The organism is Mucilaginibacter jinjuensis (assembly GCF_028596025.1).
Taxonomy (GTDB): Bacteria; Bacteroidota; Bacteroidia; order Sphingobacteriales; family Sphingobacteriaceae; genus Mucilaginibacter; species Mucilaginibacter jinjuensis.
The window spans coordinates 657,615-681,515 of sequence record NZ_CP117167.1; the positions used below are offsets into that span (position 1 = coordinate 657,615).

Annotated in this window: 24 protein-coding genes; 21 read left to right on the forward strand and 3 right to left on the reverse strand. The window is 42.1% G+C overall.

Going from position 1 to position 23,901, the window contains the following annotated elements:
• Positions 1-68: 68 nt before the first annotated feature.
• The gene (locus tag PQO05_RS03015) at positions 69-1,205 is read right to left on the reverse strand and encodes a BamA/TamA family outer membrane protein (protein ID WP_273631177.1); all 1,137 of its coding nucleotides are present in this window, start codon (positions 1,203-1,205) and stop codon (positions 69-71) included.
• Between the two features lie 1,012 nt (positions 1,206-2,217).
• Here PQO05_RS03015 and PQO05_RS03020 point away from each other — a divergent pair.
• From PQO05_RS03020 to PQO05_RS03120, 21 genes are all read left to right on the forward strand, one after another.
• Positions 2,218-3,198 (forward strand): deoxyhypusine synthase family protein, encoded by a 981-nt coding sequence (locus tag PQO05_RS03020; RefSeq protein ID WP_273631178.1) that lies wholly within the window; start codon positions 2,218-2,220, stop codon positions 3,196-3,198.
• Between the two features lie 259 nt (positions 3,199-3,457).
• Positions 3,458-4,726 carry a c-type cytochrome gene (locus PQO05_RS03025; RefSeq protein WP_273631179.1) on the forward strand — a complete coding sequence of 423 codons (1,269 nt, stop codon included), beginning with the start codon at positions 3,458-3,460 and terminating at the stop codon, positions 4,724-4,726.
• A 38-nt stretch (positions 4,727-4,764) separates the two neighbouring features.
• On the forward strand, positions 4,765-7,803 hold the full coding sequence (locus PQO05_RS03030; protein WP_273631180.1) for a TAT-variant-translocated molybdopterin oxidoreductase: 3,039 nt from the start codon (positions 4,765-4,767) through the stop codon (positions 7,801-7,803).
• Positions 7,804-7,827: 24 nt separating this feature from the next.
• The gene (nrfD, locus tag PQO05_RS03035; protein WP_273631181.1) at positions 7,828-9,300 is read left to right on the forward strand and encodes an NrfD/PsrC family molybdoenzyme membrane anchor subunit; all 1,473 of its coding nucleotides are present in this window, start codon (positions 7,828-7,830) and stop codon (positions 9,298-9,300) included.
• Between the two features lie 3 nt (positions 9,301-9,303).
• Positions 9,304-9,840: a DUF3341 domain-containing protein gene (locus tag PQO05_RS03040; RefSeq protein ID WP_273631182.1), complete on the forward strand. Its 537-nt coding sequence runs from the start codon at positions 9,304-9,306 to the stop codon at positions 9,838-9,840.
• The gene (locus PQO05_RS03045) at positions 9,824-10,408 is read left to right on the forward strand and encodes a c-type cytochrome (protein ID WP_273631183.1); all 585 of its coding nucleotides are present in this window, start codon (positions 9,824-9,826) and stop codon (positions 10,406-10,408) included. Before PQO05_RS03040 ends, PQO05_RS03045 begins: the two co-directional genes overlap by 17 nt.
• A gap of 10 nt (positions 10,409-10,418) precedes the next feature.
• Entirely contained in the window at positions 10,419-11,684 is a 1,266-nt protein-coding gene (locus PQO05_RS03050) for a quinol:cytochrome C oxidoreductase (protein WP_273631184.1), read from the forward strand.
• A 50-nt stretch (positions 11,685-11,734) separates the two neighbouring features.
• Entirely contained in the window at positions 11,735-12,928 is a 1,194-nt protein-coding gene (locus tag PQO05_RS03055; protein ID WP_273631185.1) for a cytochrome c oxidase subunit II, read from the forward strand.
• An 18-nt stretch (positions 12,929-12,946) separates the two neighbouring features.
• The gene (locus PQO05_RS03060) at positions 12,947-14,836 is read left to right on the forward strand and encodes a cytochrome c oxidase subunit I (RefSeq protein ID WP_273631186.1); all 1,890 of its coding nucleotides are present in this window, start codon (positions 12,947-12,949) and stop codon (positions 14,834-14,836) included.
• Positions 14,837-14,928: 92 nt separating this feature from the next.
• The gene (locus PQO05_RS03065; protein WP_273631187.1) at positions 14,929-15,987 is read left to right on the forward strand and encodes a COX15/CtaA family protein; all 1,059 of its coding nucleotides are present in this window, start codon (positions 14,929-14,931) and stop codon (positions 15,985-15,987) included.
• Positions 15,984-16,874 carry a heme o synthase gene (cyoE, locus tag PQO05_RS03070; RefSeq protein WP_273631188.1) on the forward strand — a complete coding sequence of 297 codons (891 nt, stop codon included), beginning with the start codon at positions 15,984-15,986 and terminating at the stop codon, positions 16,872-16,874. The genes PQO05_RS03065 and cyoE overlap by 4 nt, the downstream gene beginning before the upstream one ends.
• Positions 16,874-17,455 (forward strand): cytochrome c oxidase subunit 3, encoded by a 582-nt coding sequence (locus tag PQO05_RS03075; RefSeq protein WP_337942458.1) that lies wholly within the window; start codon positions 16,874-16,876, stop codon positions 17,453-17,455. The genes cyoE and PQO05_RS03075 overlap by 1 nt, the downstream gene beginning before the upstream one ends.
• 20 nt (positions 17,456-17,475) lie before the next feature.
• Positions 17,476-18,186 carry a cytochrome c oxidase subunit 3 gene (locus tag PQO05_RS03080; RefSeq protein ID WP_273631189.1) on the forward strand — a complete coding sequence of 237 codons (711 nt, stop codon included), beginning with the start codon at positions 17,476-17,478 and terminating at the stop codon, positions 18,184-18,186.
• Between the two features lie 20 nt (positions 18,187-18,206).
• On the forward strand, positions 18,207-18,554 hold the full coding sequence (locus PQO05_RS03085) for a cytochrome C oxidase subunit IV family protein (protein WP_273631190.1): 348 nt from the start codon (positions 18,207-18,209) through the stop codon (positions 18,552-18,554).
• Complete coding sequence (locus PQO05_RS03090) at positions 18,554-19,252, forward strand: SCO family protein (RefSeq protein WP_273631191.1); 699 nt, start codon at positions 18,554-18,556, stop codon at positions 19,250-19,252. The genes PQO05_RS03085 and PQO05_RS03090 overlap by 1 nt, the downstream gene beginning before the upstream one ends.
• Positions 19,252-19,830 carry a DUF420 domain-containing protein gene (locus tag PQO05_RS03095; RefSeq protein WP_273631192.1) on the forward strand — a complete coding sequence of 193 codons (579 nt, stop codon included), beginning with the start codon at positions 19,252-19,254 and terminating at the stop codon, positions 19,828-19,830. The genes PQO05_RS03090 and PQO05_RS03095 overlap by 1 nt, the downstream gene beginning before the upstream one ends.
• 24 nt (positions 19,831-19,854) lie before the next feature.
• Positions 19,855-20,133: a hypothetical protein gene (locus tag PQO05_RS03100; protein WP_273631193.1), complete on the forward strand. Its 279-nt coding sequence runs from the start codon at positions 19,855-19,857 to the stop codon at positions 20,131-20,133.
• Between the two features lie 42 nt (positions 20,134-20,175).
• Positions 20,176-20,583: a DUF983 domain-containing protein gene (locus tag PQO05_RS03105; RefSeq protein ID WP_273631194.1), complete on the forward strand. Its 408-nt coding sequence runs from the start codon at positions 20,176-20,178 to the stop codon at positions 20,581-20,583.
• Positions 20,561-21,220 carry a DUF2461 domain-containing protein gene (locus PQO05_RS03110; RefSeq protein ID WP_273631195.1) on the forward strand — a complete coding sequence of 220 codons (660 nt, stop codon included), beginning with the start codon at positions 20,561-20,563 and terminating at the stop codon, positions 21,218-21,220. Before PQO05_RS03105 ends, PQO05_RS03110 begins: the two co-directional genes overlap by 23 nt.
• Before the next feature lie 12 nt (positions 21,221-21,232).
• Positions 21,233-22,084, forward strand: a complete 852-nt coding sequence (locus PQO05_RS03115; RefSeq protein WP_273631196.1) for an OmpA/MotB family protein — start codon at positions 21,233-21,235, stop codon at positions 22,082-22,084.
• Between the two features lie 48 nt (positions 22,085-22,132).
• The gene (locus PQO05_RS03120) at positions 22,133-22,909 is read left to right on the forward strand and encodes a metallophosphoesterase family protein (RefSeq protein ID WP_273631197.1); all 777 of its coding nucleotides are present in this window, start codon (positions 22,133-22,135) and stop codon (positions 22,907-22,909) included.
• A gap of 133 nt (positions 22,910-23,042) precedes the next feature.
• On the opposite strand, the gene PQO05_RS03125 is transcribed toward PQO05_RS03120, so the two are convergent.
• Positions 23,043-23,330 carry a hypothetical protein gene (locus tag PQO05_RS03125; protein ID WP_273631198.1) on the reverse strand — a complete coding sequence of 96 codons (288 nt, stop codon included), beginning with the start codon at positions 23,328-23,330 and terminating at the stop codon, positions 23,043-23,045.
• 16 nt (positions 23,331-23,346) lie between these two features.
• The gene (gene rfbC, locus PQO05_RS03130) at positions 23,347-23,895 is read right to left on the reverse strand and encodes a dTDP-4-dehydrorhamnose 3,5-epimerase (protein ID WP_273631199.1); all 549 of its coding nucleotides are present in this window, start codon (positions 23,893-23,895) and stop codon (positions 23,347-23,349) included.
• Positions 23,896-23,901: the final 6 nt, after the last annotated feature.

Below are 23,901 nucleotides of genomic sequence, written 5' to 3' on the forward strand. Positions count from 1 at the left end.
ACCTCATGAACAAATTGACAAATTCGTTCTCCATTGACAAATTAACAAATTGCCGAATTGACAAATTGTTAGAAAGATTCCCCCAATCCCACATACAACCCGCTCTGTCTTTGCTCACCTGCAGGTTTTTCGCCGAAGCCGTAATCTACACGTACAGATAAGCCTTTTTGTACATCGAAGAAATAGCGTAGCCCTCCGCCATAATTAGGCTTCAGGTTGTTGAAACTGAATGATTTATTGAATACTGTACCTGTACCTACAAAACCCACCATGCCAATGCGGTCGCTTAGGCGGTAGCGCAGTTCGGTTTGTCCGGCTATAAGGTTGCGGTCGCGGTAACGGCCGTTATAGTAACCACGCATCATTTCATCACTACCCAAAGCCGGTAATAAATAGAAGGGCGATTGTGCACCTGTGAGGTTCTGGTCCTGCACATCGAGGCCCAGTACAAAACGTTTGTTCAGTTTAAAGAACTGTGAATATTCGATATTAAAGAAACCACCCTGGTAATTGTTGTTACCAAACATGCCCTTCATTAAATTAAAGTAGCTGGTAACAATGATACCCTTGGTGGTATAGGTATTATTATTCCGGGTGTCATAAATTAAACTTGGGCCGATAAAGGCCGTTGCGCCGCCGTTCTTAAATTCAACACGCGGGTCGGTATCAAATATGCCGCCGGGCTCTTTGTCGTTAAAGCTATAGTTAAAACCACCGGCAACTACACCCAGGTATATACCGTTGCCCAAATTTTTATCGGCTTCAAAGTTTACCTTAAATCGTTTTTGGCCAATATGATCCTGGTTGGCTTTAAGGGTGTTATCGCCAATGCCGTAAAAATCAGCCGGGAAATTGATAAAGCTAACCGCACCTATATAATGCCAGGCATTGTTAGGTGCCCAGTAACTGGTGCTCAGGCTGGTTCGCTCTTGCCCCTTGGTAGTAATTGTGGCATAGCCGAATATATTAGATACCCGTGTATTGGTACGGCCGGTATCTGTATAAAAAGAATATAGAGCAGATCCGCCTATTTCTACCCCTGTCTCCGGTGCCGAACTTAACACAGGCAGCAGAAAGAAGCTGCTTTTACGGGTAGTATCTTTCTCAAAAAGCATTCGCCTCACAAAGCCAGGCAGCAGGTTCTTTTGAGCAATAGCAGGGGTAAGGGTAACAAAAAGTATAAGGAGCGTAAGTATTCGTTTCATTTAGATGGTTGAATGTACAAAGAAAAGGAAAATAGTTTGAGGAACAGAACCAGGAATCAAGAGCCAGGAGACAAGACAAGATTAATAGTAAAAAGTTTTAAGCGTTGAATGCTTTAATAAAGCACGTCATTGCGAGGTACGAAGCAATCTCCGACCGATTAGCACAGACTTAAATAACGTACAATCTGTTTTCCATTAGCGCGTATGCAGTCATGCTGAGGCTCTCGAAGTATGGTGTGGCTGGCATCGCTTGCATATCCGTTTTCCATTAGGTAGGGTAAGAGGGATTTATGAAACGTCAGTGGATGTACTTCTTTCTTTCGCAAGAAAGAAGTACCAAGAAAGAACTCGTGGCTGCTCAATTTTCTATTAAAGGGTGTGGTGTGGCCAATTCTGTGCTATCCGAAAATTAAGATGCCACAATTGTTAGGGTATTAATGGTCTGTCACGGCATTTTTAAATTTTGTCATTCAGAGCGATAGCGAAGAATCTTCTGCGTAAATGCAGATTGGCAACACAGGGCGAAGAAGATATTTCGCTATCGCTCAATATAACAAGAGTGAAGTAAATCCCTAAACCCGATTGCAGCGGATACCGGCCCGCGCCTAAGGCCTGCAGGCGTATAAGCGGAAAGCGGGGCTGCCGGAGCCGATGAGCACGAAACTTGCTTTACGGAAGATAATGAGTGAAGGATAGAAGGAGTGAATGATAGAATAAAACTCCCCTCAATATTCCCATTATGTCATTTCGACGATAGGAGAAATCTTCTGCACTTGATTTGCAAATTACATAAGATCTCTCACTATCGTTCGAGATGACAAATGGGCTTTAGCTTAATAATTCTTAAATTCTGAAAATTCTGGTTCAAGACAATTCTGAAAATTCTGATTCAAAACCCCACCAAACTCATCAATTCCATGCACTTAGGGTTAAACATTTATTAATTATTAAAATACTGTTGTTGTTTCTTAAATAGAGGTGCTACCTTTGCTCTCCATTTATTTAATTGATAATGAGTACTACAAGAGGCCCTATATCTCAATTTATTGAGCGCAATTACCTGCATTTTAATGCAGCGGCTTTGGTTGATGCAGCCAAAGGATACGAAACCCACCTGTTAGAAGGTGGTAAAATGATGATTACTTTGGGTGGTGCCATGAGCACTGCTGAGCTGGGTATTTCGCTTGCCGAAATGATTCGCCAGGGTAAGGTTGACATTATTTCGTGTACCGGCGCCAACCTCGAAGAGGATATCATGAACCTGGTTGCGCACTCGCACTACAAACGTGTACCTAACTACCGCGACCTGAGCCCGCAGGATGAGTGGGATTTATTAGAGAACCACTATAACCGTGTTACCGATACTTGTATCCCTGAGGAAGAAGCTTTCCGCCGTTTGCAGAAACATATTTACAAAATATGGAAAGATGCTGATACCGCAGGCGAGCGTTACTTTCCGCATGAGTACATGTACAAAATATTATTAAGCGGCGAGCTGGAGCAATACTATGAGATTGACCCTAAAAACTCGTGGATGCTGGCTGCTGCCGAAAGAAACCTGCCGATTGTTGTACCAGGTTGGGAAGATTCAACCATGGGTAACATCTTTGCATCGTACGTAATTAAAGGTGAAGTTAAAGCTACCACCATGAAAAGCGGTATCGAATACATGGCCTGGTTGGCTGATTGGTACCCTAAAAACTCAGATGGCAAGGGTATTGGTTTTTTCCAGATTGGTGGTGGTATTGCCGGCGATTTCCCAATTTGTGTTGTGCCGATGCTTTACCAGGATATGGAAATGCCTGAAATTCCGTTCTGGAGCTATTTCTGCCAGATCTCTGATTCAACTACCTCTTATGGTTCATACTCGGGCGCTGTGCCAAACGAGAAAATTACCTGGGGTAAGCTGGATATCAATACGCCAAAGTTTATTGTTGAGTCTGACGCAACAATTGTTGCACCACTTATTTTTGCATGGGTGCTTAAGCAGTAACCATTAAAAATGCAAATTGTTGCAATTTACAATTGAGTATTAACACAGTAGTGTAATATAGCAAAACCCCTTTAGCATGATGTTAAAGGGGTTTTTGTGATTTATTTAGAAAGATTATAAATTGGAATTATGTGTCATTACTTTGTCAGCGATAATGTAATAAGTTATACTTTTGTGGACTGCAAAAAATGCTTATCAGCGTACATCTGCAAGCTATTGCATTAATATAAAATAGAATTATTAAGCACAAATACACTGTATGAGAAATATCTCATTGATTTTTAAACAATTTTCCAGGGCGGTTTTACTGGTTGCTGGCTTTGCTGCTATGGGTTTTACGGCTCATGCTCAAGGTGATGTAGCTAAGGGTGAGGCTTTATTTAAGGCTAATTGTACCGCGTGCCATAAGATCGATGTGCGCATGACTGGTCCGGCTTTAGGCCCGACCATCTCGTCAAACACAGATGACAAATGGTTAACCAAATGGATCCAGAACAATCAGGCGCTTATTGCAGCTAAAGATCCTCAGGCACTAAAGATCTACAACGAATACAACCAGCAAGGTATGACTGTATTCGCCAGTTTATCTGACGGCGATGTGGCCAACATCTTAGCTTATGTACGCGACGACTGGAAAAAAATGCAGGCTGCTCCTGCTCCGGGTGCTGCAACAGGCGCTGCGGCTGCAGATAGCGGACCAAGCGACATGGTTATTTTCGGTCTAATTGGCGTTATTATAATTGCCTTTATCGTTATCCTGGTATTAAACAGGGTTATCGGTACACTGGAAAAACTGTTACTTAAAAAACAAAACTTACCTGTAGAGGAAGAAACAGAAGAAGAAGCTGTTAAGGTTGATCGTTTAGCTACTGTTAAAAAGATCGCTAAAAACAAAAAGCTGGTATTCTTTATCATCCTTTGCGGTACAATTGCAATGGGCAGCTGGAGCTGGGTTACCATGTGGAACACTAACGTTCACCAGGGTTATCAGCCAGAGCAACCTATTAAATACTCGCACGAGTTACACGCCGGTGTAATGAAGATCAATTGCCAGTACTGCCACAGCGGTGCATACAAGAGCAAGAATGCTTCGATCCCATCACTTAACGTGTGTATGAACTGCCACAAGGTAGTTAAAACCGAATCGCCAGAAATTCATAAAATTTATGATGCATTGGGTTACGATCCGGCTACTCAGAAATATGATAGTACTAAAGCTAAGCCAATCCAGTGGGTACGTATCCACAACCTGCCAGATTTCGCTTACTTTAACCACTCACAACATACTAAGGTTGCGGGTATTGAGTGTCAACGTTGCCATGGCCCTATTCAAACCATGAAACAAGTTTACCAATACTCACCACTTACTATGAAATGGTGTATCCAGTGTCACAAACGTACCGGTGTTAATGGTAAGGGTAATGCTTACTATGAAAACATGGTTAAAATTCACGACCGCATTAAAAAAGGCGACAAAGTTACTGAAGCCGAAATGGGTGGTTTAGAGTGCGGTAAGTGTCACTATTAATAAATTAAAACTTAGCAATTACAGTTTATATAGCTTAAATGGAAAGCAATAAAAAATACTGGAAGGGTATAGAGGAGCTGAACAGAACGCCGGAGTTTGTTGAAAAAAATAAACACGAGTTTGCTGAGCCTATTCCTATCGAAGAAATATTGAGTGGTGACGGACTAAAATCTAAAACTCCTCGTCGCGACTTTTTAAAGGCGTTGGGCTTTGGTGTTGGAGCTGTATCATTGGCTGCATGTCAGAAAGTGCCGGTTCACAAATCAATCCCTTACCTGATTAAACCAGAGGAGGTAACCCCGGGTATCGCCAACTTCTACGTATCAAGTTACGAAGGAAACGCCATCATGGTTAAAACCCGCGAAGGCCGCCCTATTAAAATAGAAGGTAACCCTAACGACTTTTTTGGTAAAGGTGGTACATCTGCAAGCGCACAAGCTTCGGTGTTAGATCTTTACGATTCGAGCCGTTTAAAAAACCCACTGCAAGACGGCAGCGAAAGCGGCTGGAACCAGATTGACAGCTTTGTTAAAGGCCAGTTAGCAGGTATCAAAGCAGGTGGTAAAAAAATACGCTTAGTATCATCTACAGTTAACAGCCCATCAACACTGGCTGTTATTGCAGATTTTATTGCAGCATACCCAACAGCTAAACATGTTACTTATGATGCGGTATCTTATACCGGTATCATCCAGGCCAATCAAAACAGTTTTGGTAAAGCAGTATTGCCGCACTATAACTTTGATAAAGCCGATATCATTGTAAGCTTTGGAGCCGACTTTTTAGGCAGCTGGATCTCTCATACTGAGTTTAACCGCCAGTATGCAGCAGGCCGTACAGCTAAAGCACTGGAAGCGAAAAAAATGTCGCGCCACATCCAGTTCGAAAGCGGTATGAGTTTAACCGGTAGTAATGCTGACGTGCGCATGCCAATCAAACCGTCTGAAGAAGGTTTGGCTATCATGAGCTTATACAATGCATTATCTGCTACAACCTTACCAGGTTCTAAAAAAGTAAGCGATGCAAATACCGATAAAGCAATTACCCTTGCAGCTAAAGAATTATTAGCGAACAAAGGCCGTGCTTTAGTAGTAGCAGGCAGCAATGATGTTGCTACACAAGTATTAGTTAACGCGATCAACTCTTTATTAGGTAGCTACGGTACTACTATCGATTTAGATAACCCATCATTACAATACGCTGGTAACGATGCTGAGTTTGTTGAATTTGCAAACGAAGTAAAACGCGGTGAGGTTGATGCCGTGTTCTTCCTGAATGCTAACCCTGTTTACGATTTCTACAATGCAAAAGACTTTGCTGCTTCACTATCTAAAGTGAAACTGAAAGTATCATTTGCACCATATAATGATGAAACTGCTGCATTGAGCAATATAGTTGCACCTAACAGCCACTACCTTGAATCATGGGGTGATGAAAACGCTGTAACAGGTTACTACACTATTGTACAGCCAACCATTAACCCGGTTTATAACACCCGCCAGGCAGAACAAAGCTTGCTTACCTGGTCTGATAGCCCGGTTAAAGAATATTACACTTACATCCGTAATACCTGGGAAAAATCAATTTTACCTATCGCAGGCTTATCTGGCCAAAGCGGTTGGGAAAAATTATTGCAAACCGGTTTTATCCAGGCACCGGCTAAAGCGGCAGGTTCTTACACCTTTAACCGCGACCTGAATGCTGTTGCACAAACTATTTTAACCCACAGCTCACAAGTTGCAGGTGGTAATGGCTTAGAGCTTCAAATTTTTGAAAGCCCTAACATTGGCGATGGTAAAAAAGCAAACAACCCTTGGTTACAAGAGTTGCCTGATCCGGTTTCGAAAGTAACCTGGGATAACTTTGCTGCCATGGCAATTAAAACTGCTGAGAAATTAGGTATCGAAGAAGGTGATTATATCACGATCACTGCTAACGGTTACTCAATTGATTTACCAGTATTATTACAACCGGGCCAGGCGCAAGGTACTATCTCTGTAGCCGTTGGTTACGGCCGTACCAAAGCTGGTAAAGTAGGCGATAATGTTGGTCAGAACGCTTATCCGTTCCATACTTTCCGTAACGGTACTTTCCAAACTACTGCTGCTGCCGAAATTAAAAAGACAGGTGCTTTGAAATATGTGTTCGCACAAACTCAAACCCACCACTCTTACGAGGGCCGTAGCGTAATTAAAGAAGCTACTTTAGCGCAATACGTTAAAAATCCGGCTTCTGTAGTTGGTAAATCAGAAAGCAAAGAGACTTACGATTTATGGTACGATTACGAGAAACCAACCTATAACTGGGTAATGGCTATCGACCTTAACGCTTGTACCGGTTGCGGTGCCTGTGTTGTGGCTTGTACTGCAGAAAATAACGTTCCGGTTGTAGGCCGCGAAGAAGTACGTAACCGTCGCGAAATGCACTGGATTCGTATCGACCGCTACTATAGCTTTAACGATAATGGTAAAACTGTTACCAAAGAGAAAGAGATCAACAAACTTGACGATCTTGATCACGTATCAGTAACTTACCAGCCAATGCTTTGTCAGCATTGCGATCACGCACCTTGCGAAACTGTTTGTCCGGTATTGGCCACCACGCACTCAAGCGAGGGCTTAAACCAAATGACTTACAACCGTTGCGTAGGTACCCGTTATTGCGCAAACAACTGTCCGTACAAAGTGCGTCGTTTCAACTGGTTTAACTACTGGAACGATTCACGTTTCGAGAACTACGTACAAAACGAATACACCGAGCTGGTATTAAACCCGGATGTTACTACACGTTTCCGTGGGGTAATGGAAAAATGCAGCATGTGTGTACAACGTATACAAGCAGGTAAACTGAAGTCTAAATTAGAGAAACGCTCATTGAAAGATGGCGAGATCAAAATGGCTTGTCAGCAATCATGCCCAACCAATGCCATTGTATTTGGTAACGCAAATGATCCTAACTCAGAAGTGTCAAAAGCACTGAAGAGCGAAAGAACTTATTATGTACTGGAAGAACTTAACGTTCAACCGGGTATAGGTTACCAGGCAAAAATTAGAAATACAACTGAATTAGGCGTTTAATTTTTACAAAAGAGATTTTAATATATGTCATCTCATAGTGAATCAATAATCAGGGAACCGTTAATTACGGGTAAAAACATCACGTATGCCCAGATTACCAATGATGTACTGTTTCCGGTTGAAAACAAACCGAACAAAGCATGGTGGATAGGCTTTACAGTAGCCTCTCTGGGTGCAATGGTTTGGTTATTTTCCATCAGCTGGACATTCTGGTACGGTATAGGCGAGTGGGGTTTAAATAAAACAGTGGGCTGGGCCTGGGACATCACCGGTTTCGTGTGGTGGGTAGGTATCGGTCACGCCGGAACCCTGATCTCGGCGGTATTGTTACTGTTCCGCCAAAACTGGCGTAACTCCATCAACCGTTCTGCTGAGGCGATGACCATCTTTGCGGTTATCTGTGCGGCAACTTACATCTTCGGTCACATGGGCCGTACCTGGTTAGCATATTGGACTTTACCACTGCCAAACCAATACGGATCTTTATGGGTGAACTGGAACTCAGCTTTGATGATGGACGTATTTGCGATCTCTACATACTTCTCTGTATCGTTAATATTCTGGTACACCGGTTTATTACCAGATATCGCTGCCATCCGCGACCGTGCTAAAGGCCTTCGCCGCCGTATTTATTCAATCTTATCATTTGGTTGGACTGGTTCGGTAAAAACATGGCAGCGTTTCGAGACCGTGTCATTAATCCTGGCAGGTATCTCTACACCACTTGTACTTTCGGTACACACCATCGTATCTTTTGACTTTGCTACGTCATTGGAACCAGGATGGCACACTACCATATTCCCGCCTTACTTCGTTGCGGGTGCAATCTTCTCAGGTTTCGCCATGGTGCAAACCCTGTTATTAATTGCCCGTAAAGTTTTAGGCCTGGAAAACTATATCACCATGTTCCACATCGAATCAATGAATAAGATCATCATCTTAACAGGTTCAATCGTGGGTGTGGCTTATATCACTGAGTTCTTCATCGCATGGTACTCTGGTGTTGAATATGAGCAATACGCTTTCATTAACCGTTCAACCGGTCCATACTGGTGGGCATACTGGAGTATGATGACTTGTAACGTTATCACCCCACAGTTATTCTGGTTCAGAAAAATCCGTTTAAGCATTCCTGCATCATGGGTTCTTTCAATCATTGTAAACATTGGTATGTGGTTTGAGCGTTTCGTAATTATCGTTACCTCATTACACCGTGATTACCTGCCATCAAGCTGGGTAATGTTTTACCCTACATGGGTTGACGTTGGTATCTTCGTGGGATCAATCGGTTTATTCTTTACCATGTTCCTGTTGTTTATCCGCGTATTACCTTCTGTGGCAATTGCCGAGGTGAAACTGTTACTGAAAACTTCAAGCGAGCAGGCTAAACTGAAACTGATTAAAGAAGGTCACCTTGATCCGGAACAAGTAGAATTTTATAAAGAGTCATTACAAAAATTCGACAGCGTTGAGCTGGCCGATTACGATAAAGTATAAACCATGAGCAACACTAAAATGATATTGGGTCTGTTCGATGACCCGGATGAAATGATGCATGGGATCGAAAAATTGCAAAAAAACAGTGTTCCGATCTATGATGTGTATACCCCGATGCCAATTCACGGTATTGAGGATAAATTAGGTGTCAAAGAATCTCGCTTGGGTTATGCTGCATTTTGCTTCGGTTGCTTGGGCGGTAGTGTAATTTTCAGTATTGTTTATTACACTTTAGTGCACGACTGGCCAATGAACATTGGCGGTAAACCACACTTTGCCATGCCGGATTTTGTACCGTTTACTTTTGAGTGGACTATTTTATGGACCGCCTTTGGTATGGTATTTACCTTCTTCTTTGCATCGCACCTTTTCCCTGGCCGTGCGCCACGTGTAATGGACCTGCGTGCAACTGACGATCGCTTTGTGATTGCCATTGACGCCAAAGGAAATATACCGCATGATGATATCACCAAAATCTTACAAGAGGCTGGTGCAGTTGAAGTAAAGCATAACGACAGAAAATATGTTAGCTATGAATAAATTTAGAATATTGGGTTTAACAGCTATTACTATTGCTGCTACCATTTTGGTTACATCTTGTAAAGACAAGAAAAGTACCGGATGGGAGTATGCTCCCAATATGTACGAACATATCGCTTACGATCCGGATCAGAAAAATCCGAATTTTAAGGACGGTAAAACAGCTCAGGTTCCTCCGGCAGGTACCATCCCATTGGGCTTTACACGTTTTGATTATCCGAACACGCGTGATGGTTATGAGAAGGCCAGCGGCGAGGTACAAAACCCGCTTAAAAACACGCCGGCTAATTTTCAAGAAGGTGAAGTATTGTTTTCTCACTTCTGCTCTCCATGCCACGGCGCAACAGGCCAGGGTGATGGTACAGTTGTGGCGCACGGCTTCCCTGCTCCTCCGTCATATTCAAAAGGGCAATCATCTCGCGGTGGCGCAATGAAAGACCTGACTGACGGTAAAATTTATCATACAATTACTTATGGAGTAAACGCAATGGGTTCTTACGCATCGCAATTATCGCCAGAGGAGCGCTGGAAAGTAGTATTGTATGTTCACCATTTACAAACCTTATAAGTATTAATTGATGAAAACTGAATATAGTTTTAATGAACGATTTGAGTTTGCAGGTAAGGCAAAAACCTGGAGCTTAATAGGCATTGTTATAGGTGTACTTGGCATTTTGTACGGCTTTTTGTTAGATCATAGCGAAATGGGTGTACAGCGTACATTCTCTAACTTATTGCTGATGAGCTACTACTTTGTATGTATCTGTATAGGCGGTGTGTTTTTCCTTGCTTATCAGTATGCAGCGCAAGCAGGCTGGTCTGCAGCTTTTTTAAGGATACCGCAAGCATTTGTGCGTGTATTACCAATTGCAGCATTGATTTTTGTATTGGTTGTATTAGCCGGGTTATTTACTACCCACAACATTGTTGAAGAAGGTAAAACGGTTGTTGCACCTTATTTGTATGCACACTGGGCTACCCACGGTTTAACCACCCCTGGCAGCGAGAACTATGATGCTATTATTGCCGGTAAATCTGCTGTGTTAAGTATCCCGTCTTTCGTAGGCGCTATCGTTGTATTCCTCGTGGCATATACCGCTTTTGGTTTGATGCTGGTAAAATACTCTCAGTTAGAGGATGAAATGGGCGGCATGAGCAACTACAGCAAAAGCTTTAAAATATCACTGATCTTCTTAGTAGTATTTGGCTTTACTTACCCTGTATTTGCTTTCGATGGTATCATGTCATTAGAAGCACACTGGTACTCTACCATGTTCGGTTGGTATAACTTAGCAGCCTTACACGTTGCAACCTTGTCTATCATGGCGCTTACCTTAATCTTATTAAAGAAAAGCGGTTATTTTCCTTGGATCACTGAGAACCATATCCACAGCTTAGGTAAACTGATCTTCGGTTTCTCTATTTTCTGGACTTATGTATGGTTTGCACAATTCTTCTTAACATGGTATGCTAACATGCCTGAGGAGAGTGTATACTTTTACAAAAGATGGGAGCCTGAGTACAAATGGTGGTTCTGGTTAAACATTATATTGAACTTTTGCGCACCATTATTTATGCTGATGTCTCGCGACGCAAAACGTTACTATACCCGTATGATAACTGTATGTATCGTATTGATCATCGGTCACTGGTTAGATTACTACCTGATGATTATGCCAGGTACAGTAGGCCCGCTAAGACAATTTGGTGTTCAGGAGATCTGTATTTTTGTTGGCTTCGCAGGTTTATTTAGCTTCCTGATGCTTAACGCATTAAGCAAGTTTAAATCACTGGCACCGGCTAAACATCCATTTATGGACGAGAGCCTTCATCATCAAATATAATATTTGCTAACTTTGTAATTCATTGAGAATACCAAACACGATCTATTAAAATGGCATTCAAAAAACTGATAAATAATAAAATACTATCGCTGTTCGGCGTTCTGATGTTATCTGGAACCAGTATGGTGATGGCCGCTGATGCAACTACTGCAGCAGCCCCAGGTAGCGATTCTGCCCCGTCTGTATGGACAGGCGTATCTTACTACGTGCTACTGTTTTTAGTAGTATGCTTTGCTGTAGGCATTATTGGTAAAATACTGCAGGTTTATGATTTAACCTTAAAATTACAACGTAAACCAGGCATTAAGTGGAACAACGTAATGGGGGTGCTTTGTATAGCATTCCTTGTTGTTGGCTTAGTGGGTGTATACTGGTCGTTTACTGTACAAGGCAGTATGATTTTGCCGGAAGCAGCTTCACTGCACGGTAAAACTATCGATACCATGTTCTGGACTACCTTCGGTATTACCGTTGTTGTATTTATCGGTACACAGATATTACTGTTTACGTTTGCCTTCATTTATCGTGGTTCTGATAAACGCAGAGCTTATTACCTGCCGCACAACAATACCATCGAAAAAATATGGACTGTTGCTCCGGCTATCGTTTTAACGGTATTGGTAATATTTGGTTTCTTCACCTGGAGATCAATCACTAACACAGTTGATGCTAAAGGCGAACCAGCTTCAATTAACATCGACTTAACCGGTCACCAATTTGCATGGGAAGTACGCTACCCTGGAAAAGATGGTAAACTGGGTATGAAAAACTATAAACTGGTTAGCGGTACAAACAAAGTAGGTCTTGATTTTAAAGATCGTAACAGTTTGGATGATATTAACGCTGATACTATCGTATTACCGGTTAATAAATCAATCCGCTTAAACATTATAGCACAGGATGTGATCCACAGTGTGTACATGCCAAACTTCCGTTTGCAAATGAACGCTGTACCTGGTTTACCAACCTTCTTCAAATTTACACCAACCATTACTACTGCAGATATGCGTAATAGACTTGATAAGTCAGATTTTGAGTATCACTTATATTGCAACAAAATTTGCGGTGGCGGTCACTACAATATGCAAAAAATTGTAAGGGTTGTAACTGAGGCAGAATACCAGGATTGGCTTTCGCACCAAAAACCATATCTGAACGATGCTCTTAAAAAAGAGCTGAAAATGGCTGACGCAACTCAGCCGCAACAGAGTGGAGTACAAAACAGGTTAGCATTTAATAATTAATATTCAGGAGTAGCTATTATGTCAACATTAGCAGTTCACGATCATCACGGAGTTGAACATCATGATCACGATCATGGACATCACCATAAAGAAACTTTTATAACTAAATATATATTTAGCCAGGATCACAAAATGATCGCCAAACAATTCCTGATCACAGGTATTATTATGGCGGTTATCGCGATGCTCCTTTCTATCCTGTTCCGTATCCAGTTAGCATACCCGGACAAAAGCTTTCCTTTACTGGAAACTTTGTTAGGCCGTTTTGCACCAGGCGGACGTTTAGATCCAAACTTTTACCTTTCACTGGTAACTATACACGGTACCATCATGGTATTCTTCGTGTTAACTGCAGGCTTGAGCGGTACTTTCAGTAACTTGCTTATCCCTTTCCAGTTAGGTGCCCGCGATATGGCTTCACCATTTATGAATATGCTTTCTTACTGGATGTTCTTTACTGCCAGTGTGATCATGTTAGCATCATTCTTTGTGCAAAAAGGCCCTGCCGGTGGTGGTTGGACAATTTATCCTCCATTATCTGCCTTACCTAAAGCAATGCCGGGTTCGGCAGAAGGTATGACCTTGTGGTTAATCAGTATGGTGCTGTTTGTTGCTTCTCAGTTAATGGGTGGTATCAACTACGTAAGTACTGTATTAAACATGCGTACAAAAGGTATGGACCTTTGGAAAATGCCTTTAACTATCTGGGCGTTCTTCTTAACTGCTATCCTGGGTATCCTTGCATTCCCTGTACTGGTTGCGGGTGTTGTATTGTTAGTATTTGACCGTAGCTTCGGTACCAGTTTCTACTTATCAGAAATTGTTGTACAAGGCCAGGTGATGAACTTCGAAGGTGGTAGCCCAATCCTGTTCCAGCACTTATTCTGGTTCCTTGGTCACCCAGAGGTATATATCGTAATTATGCCTGCAATGGGTATCTCTTCAGAGGTTATGTCGGTAAATGCACGTAAACCAATCTTCGGTTACCATGCAATGGTTTACTCTCTGATCGGTATTACTGTATTATCATTTATCGTATGGGGTCACCACATGTTTGTAACGGGTATGAATCCGTTCCTGGGCGGTGTGTTTATGATCACTACGTTGATTATCGCGGTTCCATCGGCAGTAAAAACCTTTAACTGGTTAGCTACCTTATGGCGCGGTAACATCCGCTTTACACCTGCGATGTTGTTTGCTATCGGTTTAGTATCATTCTTTATCTCAGGCGGTATCACTGGTATCTTCTTAGGTAACGCAGCGTTAGATATTAACTTACACGATACTTATTTCGTAGTTGCCCACTTCCACTTAGTAATGGGTTCTGCGGCTATATTTGGTATGCTTGCCGGTGTTTACCACTGGTTCCCTAAAATGTTCGGCCGTATGATGGACGAGAAATTAGGTTACCTGCACTTCTGGTTAACTTTCATTGGTGCTTACCTGGTATTCTTCCCAATGCACTTCATGGGCTTGGATGGTGTACCTCGCCGTTACTATGCATTCACTGAAATTGAATCATTAAAACAATGGTTATCTGTTAATACATTTATCACGTGGGCGGCTATCATGTCGGCTGTGGCACAGGTTGCTTTCTTGTTCAATTTCTTCTATTCAATATTCTTCGGTAAAAAAGCTACTCAAAACCCTTGGGGTTCTACAACTTTAGAGTGGACTACCCCGGTTGAGCGTATCCATGGTAACTGGCCAGGCGAATTGCCAACTGTTTACCGTTGGCCGTACGACTACAGCAAACCAGGTGCTGAGGAAGATTTTATTCCGCAAACTACTCCTTATTCTCAAACCATGACGTCGAACTTGCCGCATGATTTTGAAGATAACCCTACTGGTTTAACCCAGTACAATGAGTGGTTAAAAACACAAAAAGTAAACGAAGAAGTAAAATAATCGGGTCGTTGATCTGAATATATATTAGGGTATCTGCGCCGTTACATTTACCGGACCGGATACCCTAATTTTTTTGAGGAATTAGATAATAAATGAGTAAATCATCGCAGCGGACAAAATTTAAGAGGGTCAATCTGATCGCAATTGTTTCGCTTTTTGCTGTGATTTTGGCTGGTGGCATTGTGCGTAGTAGTGGATCTGGAATGGGTTGCCCCGACTGGCCTAAATGTTTTGGACGGTACGTACCGCCTACTGACGTTTCTCAGTTACCTAAAGATTACAAGCAGGCTTATGTAGCCGGCAGGGTTAAAAAGAACCTTCGCTTTGCCAGAACACTAGATGTATTTGGATACAGTAACCTGGCCAAACGCATCCGCGAAGACAAATCTATTTTAATACCTGAAGATTTTAACGCCGCCAATACCTGGACAGAATATGCAAACCGTTTGGTTGGTGTAATTGCAGGTTTTGCAATGATATTAACGCTGGTTTATTCGTTCAGCTACCGCAATGATGTAAAGCTGATTCCTGTATTAAGTATTATTAACCTGATACTGGTAGGTTTTCAGGGATGGTTGGGATCCATTGTGGTATCAACCAACTTAACCAGCTGGATAGTTACTGTACACATGCTGTTAGCACTGGCTATTTTGGCTATCAGCATTTATACCTATCATTTGGCGCTTACTTATAATAAGCAAAGCAACAAGGTGAATGGGTTGGTGATTACAATAGCGATCATTTCACTAATCATCAGTATTGTGCAGATTGTGATCGGTACAGATGTGCGTGAAGAAATTGACGCGGTATCAAACCATTTGCAAGGCTATCGCGAAGATTGGATTAATAGTGTAGGTGCTGTATTTGCCAACCACCGTACATTGGCTATCGGTGTTTTGGTGATCAATGTGATCTTATACGGTTTGATCCGTAAGAACTATAACAGACATTCGGTGCCGCAGCAACTGATGAGTTTTACATTTCTGATGATATTGCTGCAGATTGTAACCGGCGTTGTTTTATCGTATTGGATGTTGCCACCATTTGCACAGGCAGCACACATTTTACTGGCGAGCCTAGTTTTTGGCGCGCAATTTTATCTGTTGCTTAATTTGCAAAAAGCGGCAGGGGTGAAGGGAGGAAAGATATGAGTTTTAAAGATTTTAAGAACCTGGTTAAACTCAGACTAACTCTTCTGGTGGTTTTCTCGGCCTCTATATCTTTTTTAATAGGTAGTAGGGTTACTAATGAAGAAGAGATTCATTATATAGGCTGGGGGCATATCAACTGGACCAACTGGGCGATGTTGATTGTTGGCGGTTTCCTGGTAACAGGTGCGGCCAACTGCTTTAACGAAATTATAGAGAAGGACTTGGATAAGTTAATGACCCGTACTTCTGACCGTCCACTGCCATCTGAAAGGATGACGACAGGTCAGGCACTGGTTATAGGCTTATTTATGGCCTTAGCAGGTACTTATTTACTGGGCAGATTGAATTTGCTGACAGGTTTCCTGTCTGTATTCTCAATCATCCTGTATGCTTTTGCTTATACGCCGTTAAAGCGTAAATCGCCAATTGCAGTATTTGTAGGTGCTATACCGGGTGCATTGCCACCGCTTATTGGTTACGTGGCTGCGCATCCAAAAATTGATGAAATTGCCCTGATACTTTTCGGTATCCAGTTTATGTGGCAGTTTACTCACTTTTATGCTTTGGCATGGGTGCTGGATGATGATTATAAGCTGGGCGGGTTCAGACTTTTACCTACCGGAAAGCGCGATTTAACAAGTGCAATAGTTACCTTTGCTACGGCGTTGATCTTATTGCCTGTGAGCCTGTTACCTACTTATTTTGGTTATGGCGGTTATTACGTTGGCGGTGTATCATTGATATGCAGCTTAATATTTTTATACCAGGCATTTAACCTGATGCGCACTTTAGAAATTAAAGCCGCACGTACGTTAATGTTCGGTTCATTTTTATACCTGCCTGTAGTGCAGTTAATGTTTTTATTTGATTTTATAGGGAAGCGATAATGATGGCTCAGATACAGCAAGACAAAGACAGGCTTAACCTGGCACCTAAAAAATTTAACATGTGGATTTTCCTTTTCACATCGTTTATGTTTTTTATGGCGCTTACCAGCGGCTTTATAGTTTATAGCGGCGGTAAGGGGCATGGCCTTGGTTTTAACATGCCTAACATATTTGCAGTTAGTACAGGTGTAATTGTACTAAGCAGCTTAACGATATTTCTGGCTTCAAACGCGGCTAAACGCCTGCAGTTTCAGAAGCAGCGCCTGTTTTTATGGGCAACAATAGCACTTGGCGTTATATTTTTTGTGTTGCAGGTTTATGCCTGGAGCCTTTTAATTAAGGGCGGTATCTATTTTACCAACCCTAATGCCTCACAATCCTTCGTTTATGTGTTTACCGGCATGCATTTGCTACACATTTTGGCGGGTTTGTTGTTACTAATTAATACCCTGGTGAAATTATATAAAAATACTCCCCAGGTACTGAACTTGTATAATATGGACATGTCATCAATATTTTGGCATTTTCTTGATATTATATGGATTTATCTCTATGTTTTTTTACTTTTGAACCAACGTTAAACAATTCTATTTAAGTACACATGAGTACAGCAGTATCACCAATTGACGAAGTTAAAACCACACCATGGTCTGGCGGCCGCTCGCCATTCTCGGTTGAATATGGTAAAATAATGATGTGGTTTTTTCTGTTATCAGATGCCTTCACTTTCTCGTCATTATTAATTGCTTACGGTGCCCTACGTTTCAGCTCAAACAGCTGGCCGGCTCCCGATTTAGTTTTCCAATCAGTTCCCGGCCTTATTGAGGGTGGTGCTCCACTTGTATTTGTGGGTATCATGACGTTTATCCTCATCATGAGCTCTGTAACCATGGTATTAGGTGTAGAAGCCGGCCATCGTGGTGCTAAAAAGGAAGTAGCTATATGGTTAGTATTGACTGTAATTGGTGGTTTTATGTTCTTAGGTTGCCAGGCATTAGAGTGGCACCACTTATACCAGGACGGTTTCTGGTGGGGACGTATCCCTAAAGACCTGACTGAGTATTTCCACCATGGCGATATCCTGTCTAAAACTTATTCTCAACAGTTTGCAAACTTATTCTTTACCATAACTGGTTTCCACGGTTTCCACGTATTTACTGGTGTTATCATCAACATCATTATTTTGGTTAACGTATTAATGGGTACTTACGAAAAACGCGGCAGCTACCTGATGGTTGAAAAAGTTGGCCTTTACTGGCACTTTGTAGACCTTGTTTGGGTATTCGTATTTACTTTCTTCTATTTAGTATAAAACATTAACTGATCAATTATATGTCAGCAGAAAACACACACGCAGCTCATCACGAAGGCGAAGAGCACGAATCAATGACCAAAAAGAAAATCTGGGGAGTATTCTGGATCCTTTTAGGTATCACTACTATCGAATTTATCATAGCGCTTTACCTGGTACCTCACGGTATTATCCCACTTAAAGCTGCTAACCCGGTATATATCATTTTAACGCTATTTAAAGCATTCTACATTATCGCGTACTTTATGCACTTAAAGTTCGAGAAAGTAGGTTTAATATATGCAGTGGTTGTGCCTGTTCTGTTCATCATCGGTTTGATCCTGGTACTTACTAACGAAAGCCACCACTGGATCGATCTGAGGGCGTAATGAACAAAAATACAACCGTTAAAAAGGTTTTAATCCTGGTACTCATCCTAGCAGTACCGGGATTTTTATATTATTTGCTAACCGCAAAGGGTAAAAACCGCTATAAGCCGTTACCATTTTACGGACCCAAAGTGGTTGCCCAAACCGGCCATAAGTTTCACGGTAAGTATATCCCCGATACCATTTACCATAAGCTGCCCGATTTTAACTTGGTTGATCAGGACAATCAACCGGTATCCCTGAAGTCGTTCGATAACAAGATCTTCGTTGCCGGATTTTTTTATACGCACTGCCCATCCATCTGCGACCAGGTAAACAGTAACCTGGATAGTTTGGTAAAAGGTTATGCGCATAACAAAATGCTGCACTTTGTTTCGATCACTGTCGACCCGATGCATGATTCGCCTGCTATATTAAAAGCTTATGCAGGCAAACAGGTATCAAGCGCTAAATGGCAGTTTTTAACCGGCGATACTACAACCATCTACAACCTTGCAGCCAAGGGCTTTTTGGTGAATGCCGCACATGCCGGTAATAATGAATTTGTGGTTGACGATAAGCTGGTGTTAATTGATGCTGATAAGCGTATCCGCGGCTATTACTCGGGCACATCCATAATTGATATGAACCGTCTGAATGATGAGATCAAAGTATTGATTGCCGAAGAATTAAGAAAAATTAAAGCTCCTGATTTGTAATGATTACTAATGATAAACTGATTTTCCGGTTTGTAGCCGGTATCTCAATATTTGTATTTGTGGTGGTGGTGATATTGAGCATGAAGATACTCCCTGTACCGCACCCGCTGCCTGCCTTCACCATCTTTTTGCCCAAGCTCAATGCCTTGTTAAATGGTACTTGCAGCGTGTTATTACTGCTCTCGTTATACTTTATCCGCAAGGGTGATGTAGCGGTTCATAAAACTATCAATATCGTTGCATTTTGTTTATCAGCATTGTTCCTGGTGTCGTATATCACATTCCATTGGCTGGCTCCTGAAACCAAGTTTGGTGATTTAAACGGCGACCATGTGGTTGATGCTGCCGAGAAAGCTGCTGCCGGAGGCGTGCGTTACGTTTATTATGTGATTTTGATTACACACATTATATTGGCTGCTGGTGTTTTACCATTAATTTTGCTGAGCTTTTACCGTGGACTGCAAATGCAGGTAGCTAAACACAAGAAACTGGTAAGATGGACGTTTCCTATATGGTTGTACGTTACAGTTACCGGGGTAATTGTTTATTTGATGATTTCGCCATATTACCATTTTTAAAATACTTAACCGTAAATTTGCGTTATGAAAAGCTTAAGATTGTTGATCGCCACTGTGTTTGTTGCGCTAAGCTTATTAACTACAACACAGCATGCAAAAGCACAATGTGCCATGTGTACTGCCACGGTTGAAAGTAATTCTAAAAGCGGCCATAATGAAACTAATGGCTTAAACCATGGTATTATGTACCTGCTGGCCGCCCCTTACCTGGCCGTAGGCTTATGCGCCTGGATCTGGTACAAAAAGTATCGCCGCAAGGATGTTGATCTAAACATGCGTGATCAAAAAATTCACCTGAATTAATTTTCTGTCTGAGGTTTGCCTCATCATTTCACATCAACCTAAATGAGCCAAACACCCAAATACAAAGCCATGATGGCGGGCAAATGTCCGCGTTGCCGTCGGGGCAATATGTTTAGCGGCAGCATGTATGGCTTTGATAAAAATAGTACCAATATTTACTGCCCGCATTGCGGGATGAAGTTTGAGATAGAGCCAGGTTACTTTTATGCCGCCATGTATGTGAGCTATGCGCTCAATGTATCGCAGGCAGTTACCATTGGTTTGCTCACTTATATTATCACACAAAACAGTACATCGCCATGGTTATATCTGGCAACAATACTGGGGGGCTGCTTCTTGCTGGCCCCGTTTAACTATCGCTATTCACGTATAATCTTACTATATTGGTTATCGCCAAAAGTACATTATCAGCCTTATTTAGATACAGATGATAAGCCAGGACACGCTTAATTTTTTAAAAGACGTAACCCTGAACAATAACCGCGAATGGTTTCAGGATAATAAAGACCGGTACGACATTGCACGCGAAAACGTGCTCGACTTTACCGCTGCCATGATTAAGGAACTGGCCAAAACAGATCCCGGCGTTGCTGATGCCGACCCTAAGAAAGCAGTAAAGCGCATTTATCGCGACATCCGTTTCAGTAAAGATAAAACGCCTTATAAGAATCACTTTGGTATTGGGCTGTCTTCACTTAATGCCAGTAAGGACACTACCGGTTATTATATTCATATTATGCCCGGAGGTTCTTTCGCCGGGGGCGGATACTGGCAGCCAACAGCAGAGCATATTAAAGCCATCCGCCAGGAAATTGATTACAATGCGGCTGAATTAAAAGGAATTGTTGATAATCCGGAATATCTGAAATTATTTGGCAACATCCGAAATGAAAATAGTTTAAAAACCCTACCGAGAGGGTATGAGCCCACTCACCCGGATATTAGTCTGCTGAAAATAAAGGATTTTATCGGCATGCATACTTTTACCGATGCTGCCATACAAAAAGCCAACAGTCCTCAAGTGGTTGCAGATGTATTGGCCAAAATATATCCGCTGAATGATTTTCTGAATAATGCTATTGCCTAATTCTTTTAACCTATGATAAAACTAAAGTATTTATTAGCCGCTGCCGTATTGTGCGTAAGTATGCACTCATGTAAAATACTCTCAACTAAAAGCTACAAAGCAATGGTAGCCGAGCGCGATTCACTATCTACACGTACCACATCATTGGAAGCACAGGTAGATCAATTAAAAGCCGATACCGCCCGCTTACACGGTGAATTGAGCGAGCAGAAAAGAAAGTTTAATGAGCTGCAGGATGGCTATGATATGCTGAATGCAAGTTATACCGAGGCCAATAGTAAACTGCATAAAAGCTCATCTCAGGTAAACAAACTATCAACCGATTTGCAACAACGTGAGGCACGCCTGAAAGAGGTGGAAGATATTTTAAAACGCCGCGATGAAGCCACCAATGCTTTGAAAGCCAAATTGCAACAGGCCTTATTGGGTTTCCAGCAAAGTGGTTTAACGGTTGATATCCGTAACGGGAAGGTTTATGTGTCGCTGACTGATAAATTGTTGTTCCCGTCAGGCAGTATTGTGATTGATGATAAAGGTAAAGCTGCCCTAAAACAAGTTGCCGCAGTGCTGAATAAAGAGCCGGATATTAACCTGGCGATTGAAGGGCATACAGACGATAAGCGTGTATTGAACCTGGGCCAGATTAAAGATAACTGGGACCTGAGCGTACTGCGCGCCACATCGGTAAGCCGTTATATGGTAGAGACGGAAAACATGGACCCGAAACGAATTACTGCCACAGGTAAAGGCGAGTTTCAACCGATTGATCCGGCCAACACACCTGAAGCCCGTGCCCGTAACCGACGGATTGAAATTGTGCTGACACCAAAACTGGATGAACTGTATAATTTAATTACAAAATAACCCCTCCCAACCCTCCCCGAAGGGAGGGCTTTATGTATATTTATTTCTATGAAGAAATACGCCATCATTTCAGACATACACGGAAACCTGCATGCCTTGCTGGCCGTTTTAAAGGATATTAAATCGCGCGAGATTGAGACCATTATTAACCTGGGCGATCATTTCTATGGCGCTTTGGAGCCGGAAGGTGTAGCGCAGGTTTTACGTGAGAACTCGATGATCAACATCCGTGGCAATACCGACCGTGCTATACTGGAAAGCCTGGAACGCGATGGTATGAAGTCTGATAAGCCGGAAATGCAACGGGTTAAAGGCGAGTTATCTCAACAGACTATCGAATGGATCAAAGAACTGCCTTTAACTGCCACCTGTGATGGTACCTTCTTTATTTGCCACGGCACTCCCGAATGCGATAACGAATACCTGCTGGAAGAAGTAACTGCTAATGGCGTATTTGTTTACAATGATGAAGATTTGATTGAGAAGGTAAAAGATATTAAAGAGCGCATCATCCTATGCGGCCACTCGCACGTAAACCGCACCATCTATCTCTCTAACGATAAAATTATCCTGAACCCGGGCAGTGTTGGGCTACCGGCCTATTTAGGTTCAGAGAAGTACCAGCACCGCTTCGCCATGGAATCGATGACGCCACATGCTAAGTACGCTATTGTTGATATAACCGGCACTCATGTTAATATAGAACAGGTACACGTAACCTATGATTGGAAAACGGCCTCAGAAACTGCCCGTAGTAATGGCAACCCTAACTGGGCCGAGTTTTTACTGCACGGCAGGATGCCGAAGGATTTGAGAGTGAAGTAGAGGAGGAGTGGCAGTTTGTTTAGTTGCAGTAGCAGTATATGCCTTTAAATTTGTCATTGCTAGGTACGAAGCAATCTAGTAGCTATGCAGATCAAAAAGCATTGTCACGTTGTTACTCTCCTCGCAGACAAAATCAAAGTTTATCAAAAACTGTAATCGTTTTACCTGAAATAGAGTTTAGATCGATTTCTAAAGATGGATCAATAACTTTAATTATTAAGCCTATTTCAGACTGTTGTGGGCCTGAATAGTCAACATATTCTACAGCATCAATCTCATAAATAGCAGTGATATTATTGTCGACAACTTTGATTAGGTTTCCAACACTAATTTCGCCATTAATAATATCGCCGGTAAGTACTAAGCCAATACCAACAATACTAAATGATTTATTAGCTCTAAAGGTTGCTGCTACCGCCACTCGCCACTGCTACTCCTTAAAACGGACTCACAAAATCCTCAAATTTCGGCAATACCTCATCTTTTGGTGAAAGTAATACCTCTGTATCTGCAATACCCCAGCCGATGCCCAATGATGGGTCGTTCCAGATCACACCTATTTCTGATGCTTTATCGTAGAAGTTGGTTACCTTGTAGGTAAAAATGGTATTGTCTTCCAATGTTACAAAACCGTGTAGAAAGCCCGGGGGGATCCAAAACTGTTTGTTGTTTTCGCCACTTAATTCGGCAGTGATATGCTGGCCATAGGTAGGTGAGCTTTTACGGATATCAACCGCTACATCCAATACCCTGCCCTGTAATACGCGCACCAGTTTGCCTTGAGCAAATGGATTGGCCTGGCCATGCAAGCCGCGTAATGCCCCTTTGTGCGAGAATGATTGGTTATCCTGTACAAAATCAACATCGATACCTGCTTCTGCAAATTTCTTTTTGTTGTAGCTTTCAAAAAAGTAGCCGCGATCATCAGGGAAAATGCGCGGTTCTAATATCAGTAAACCTTCTATGTGGGTAGTGGTAACGTTCATTGCTTG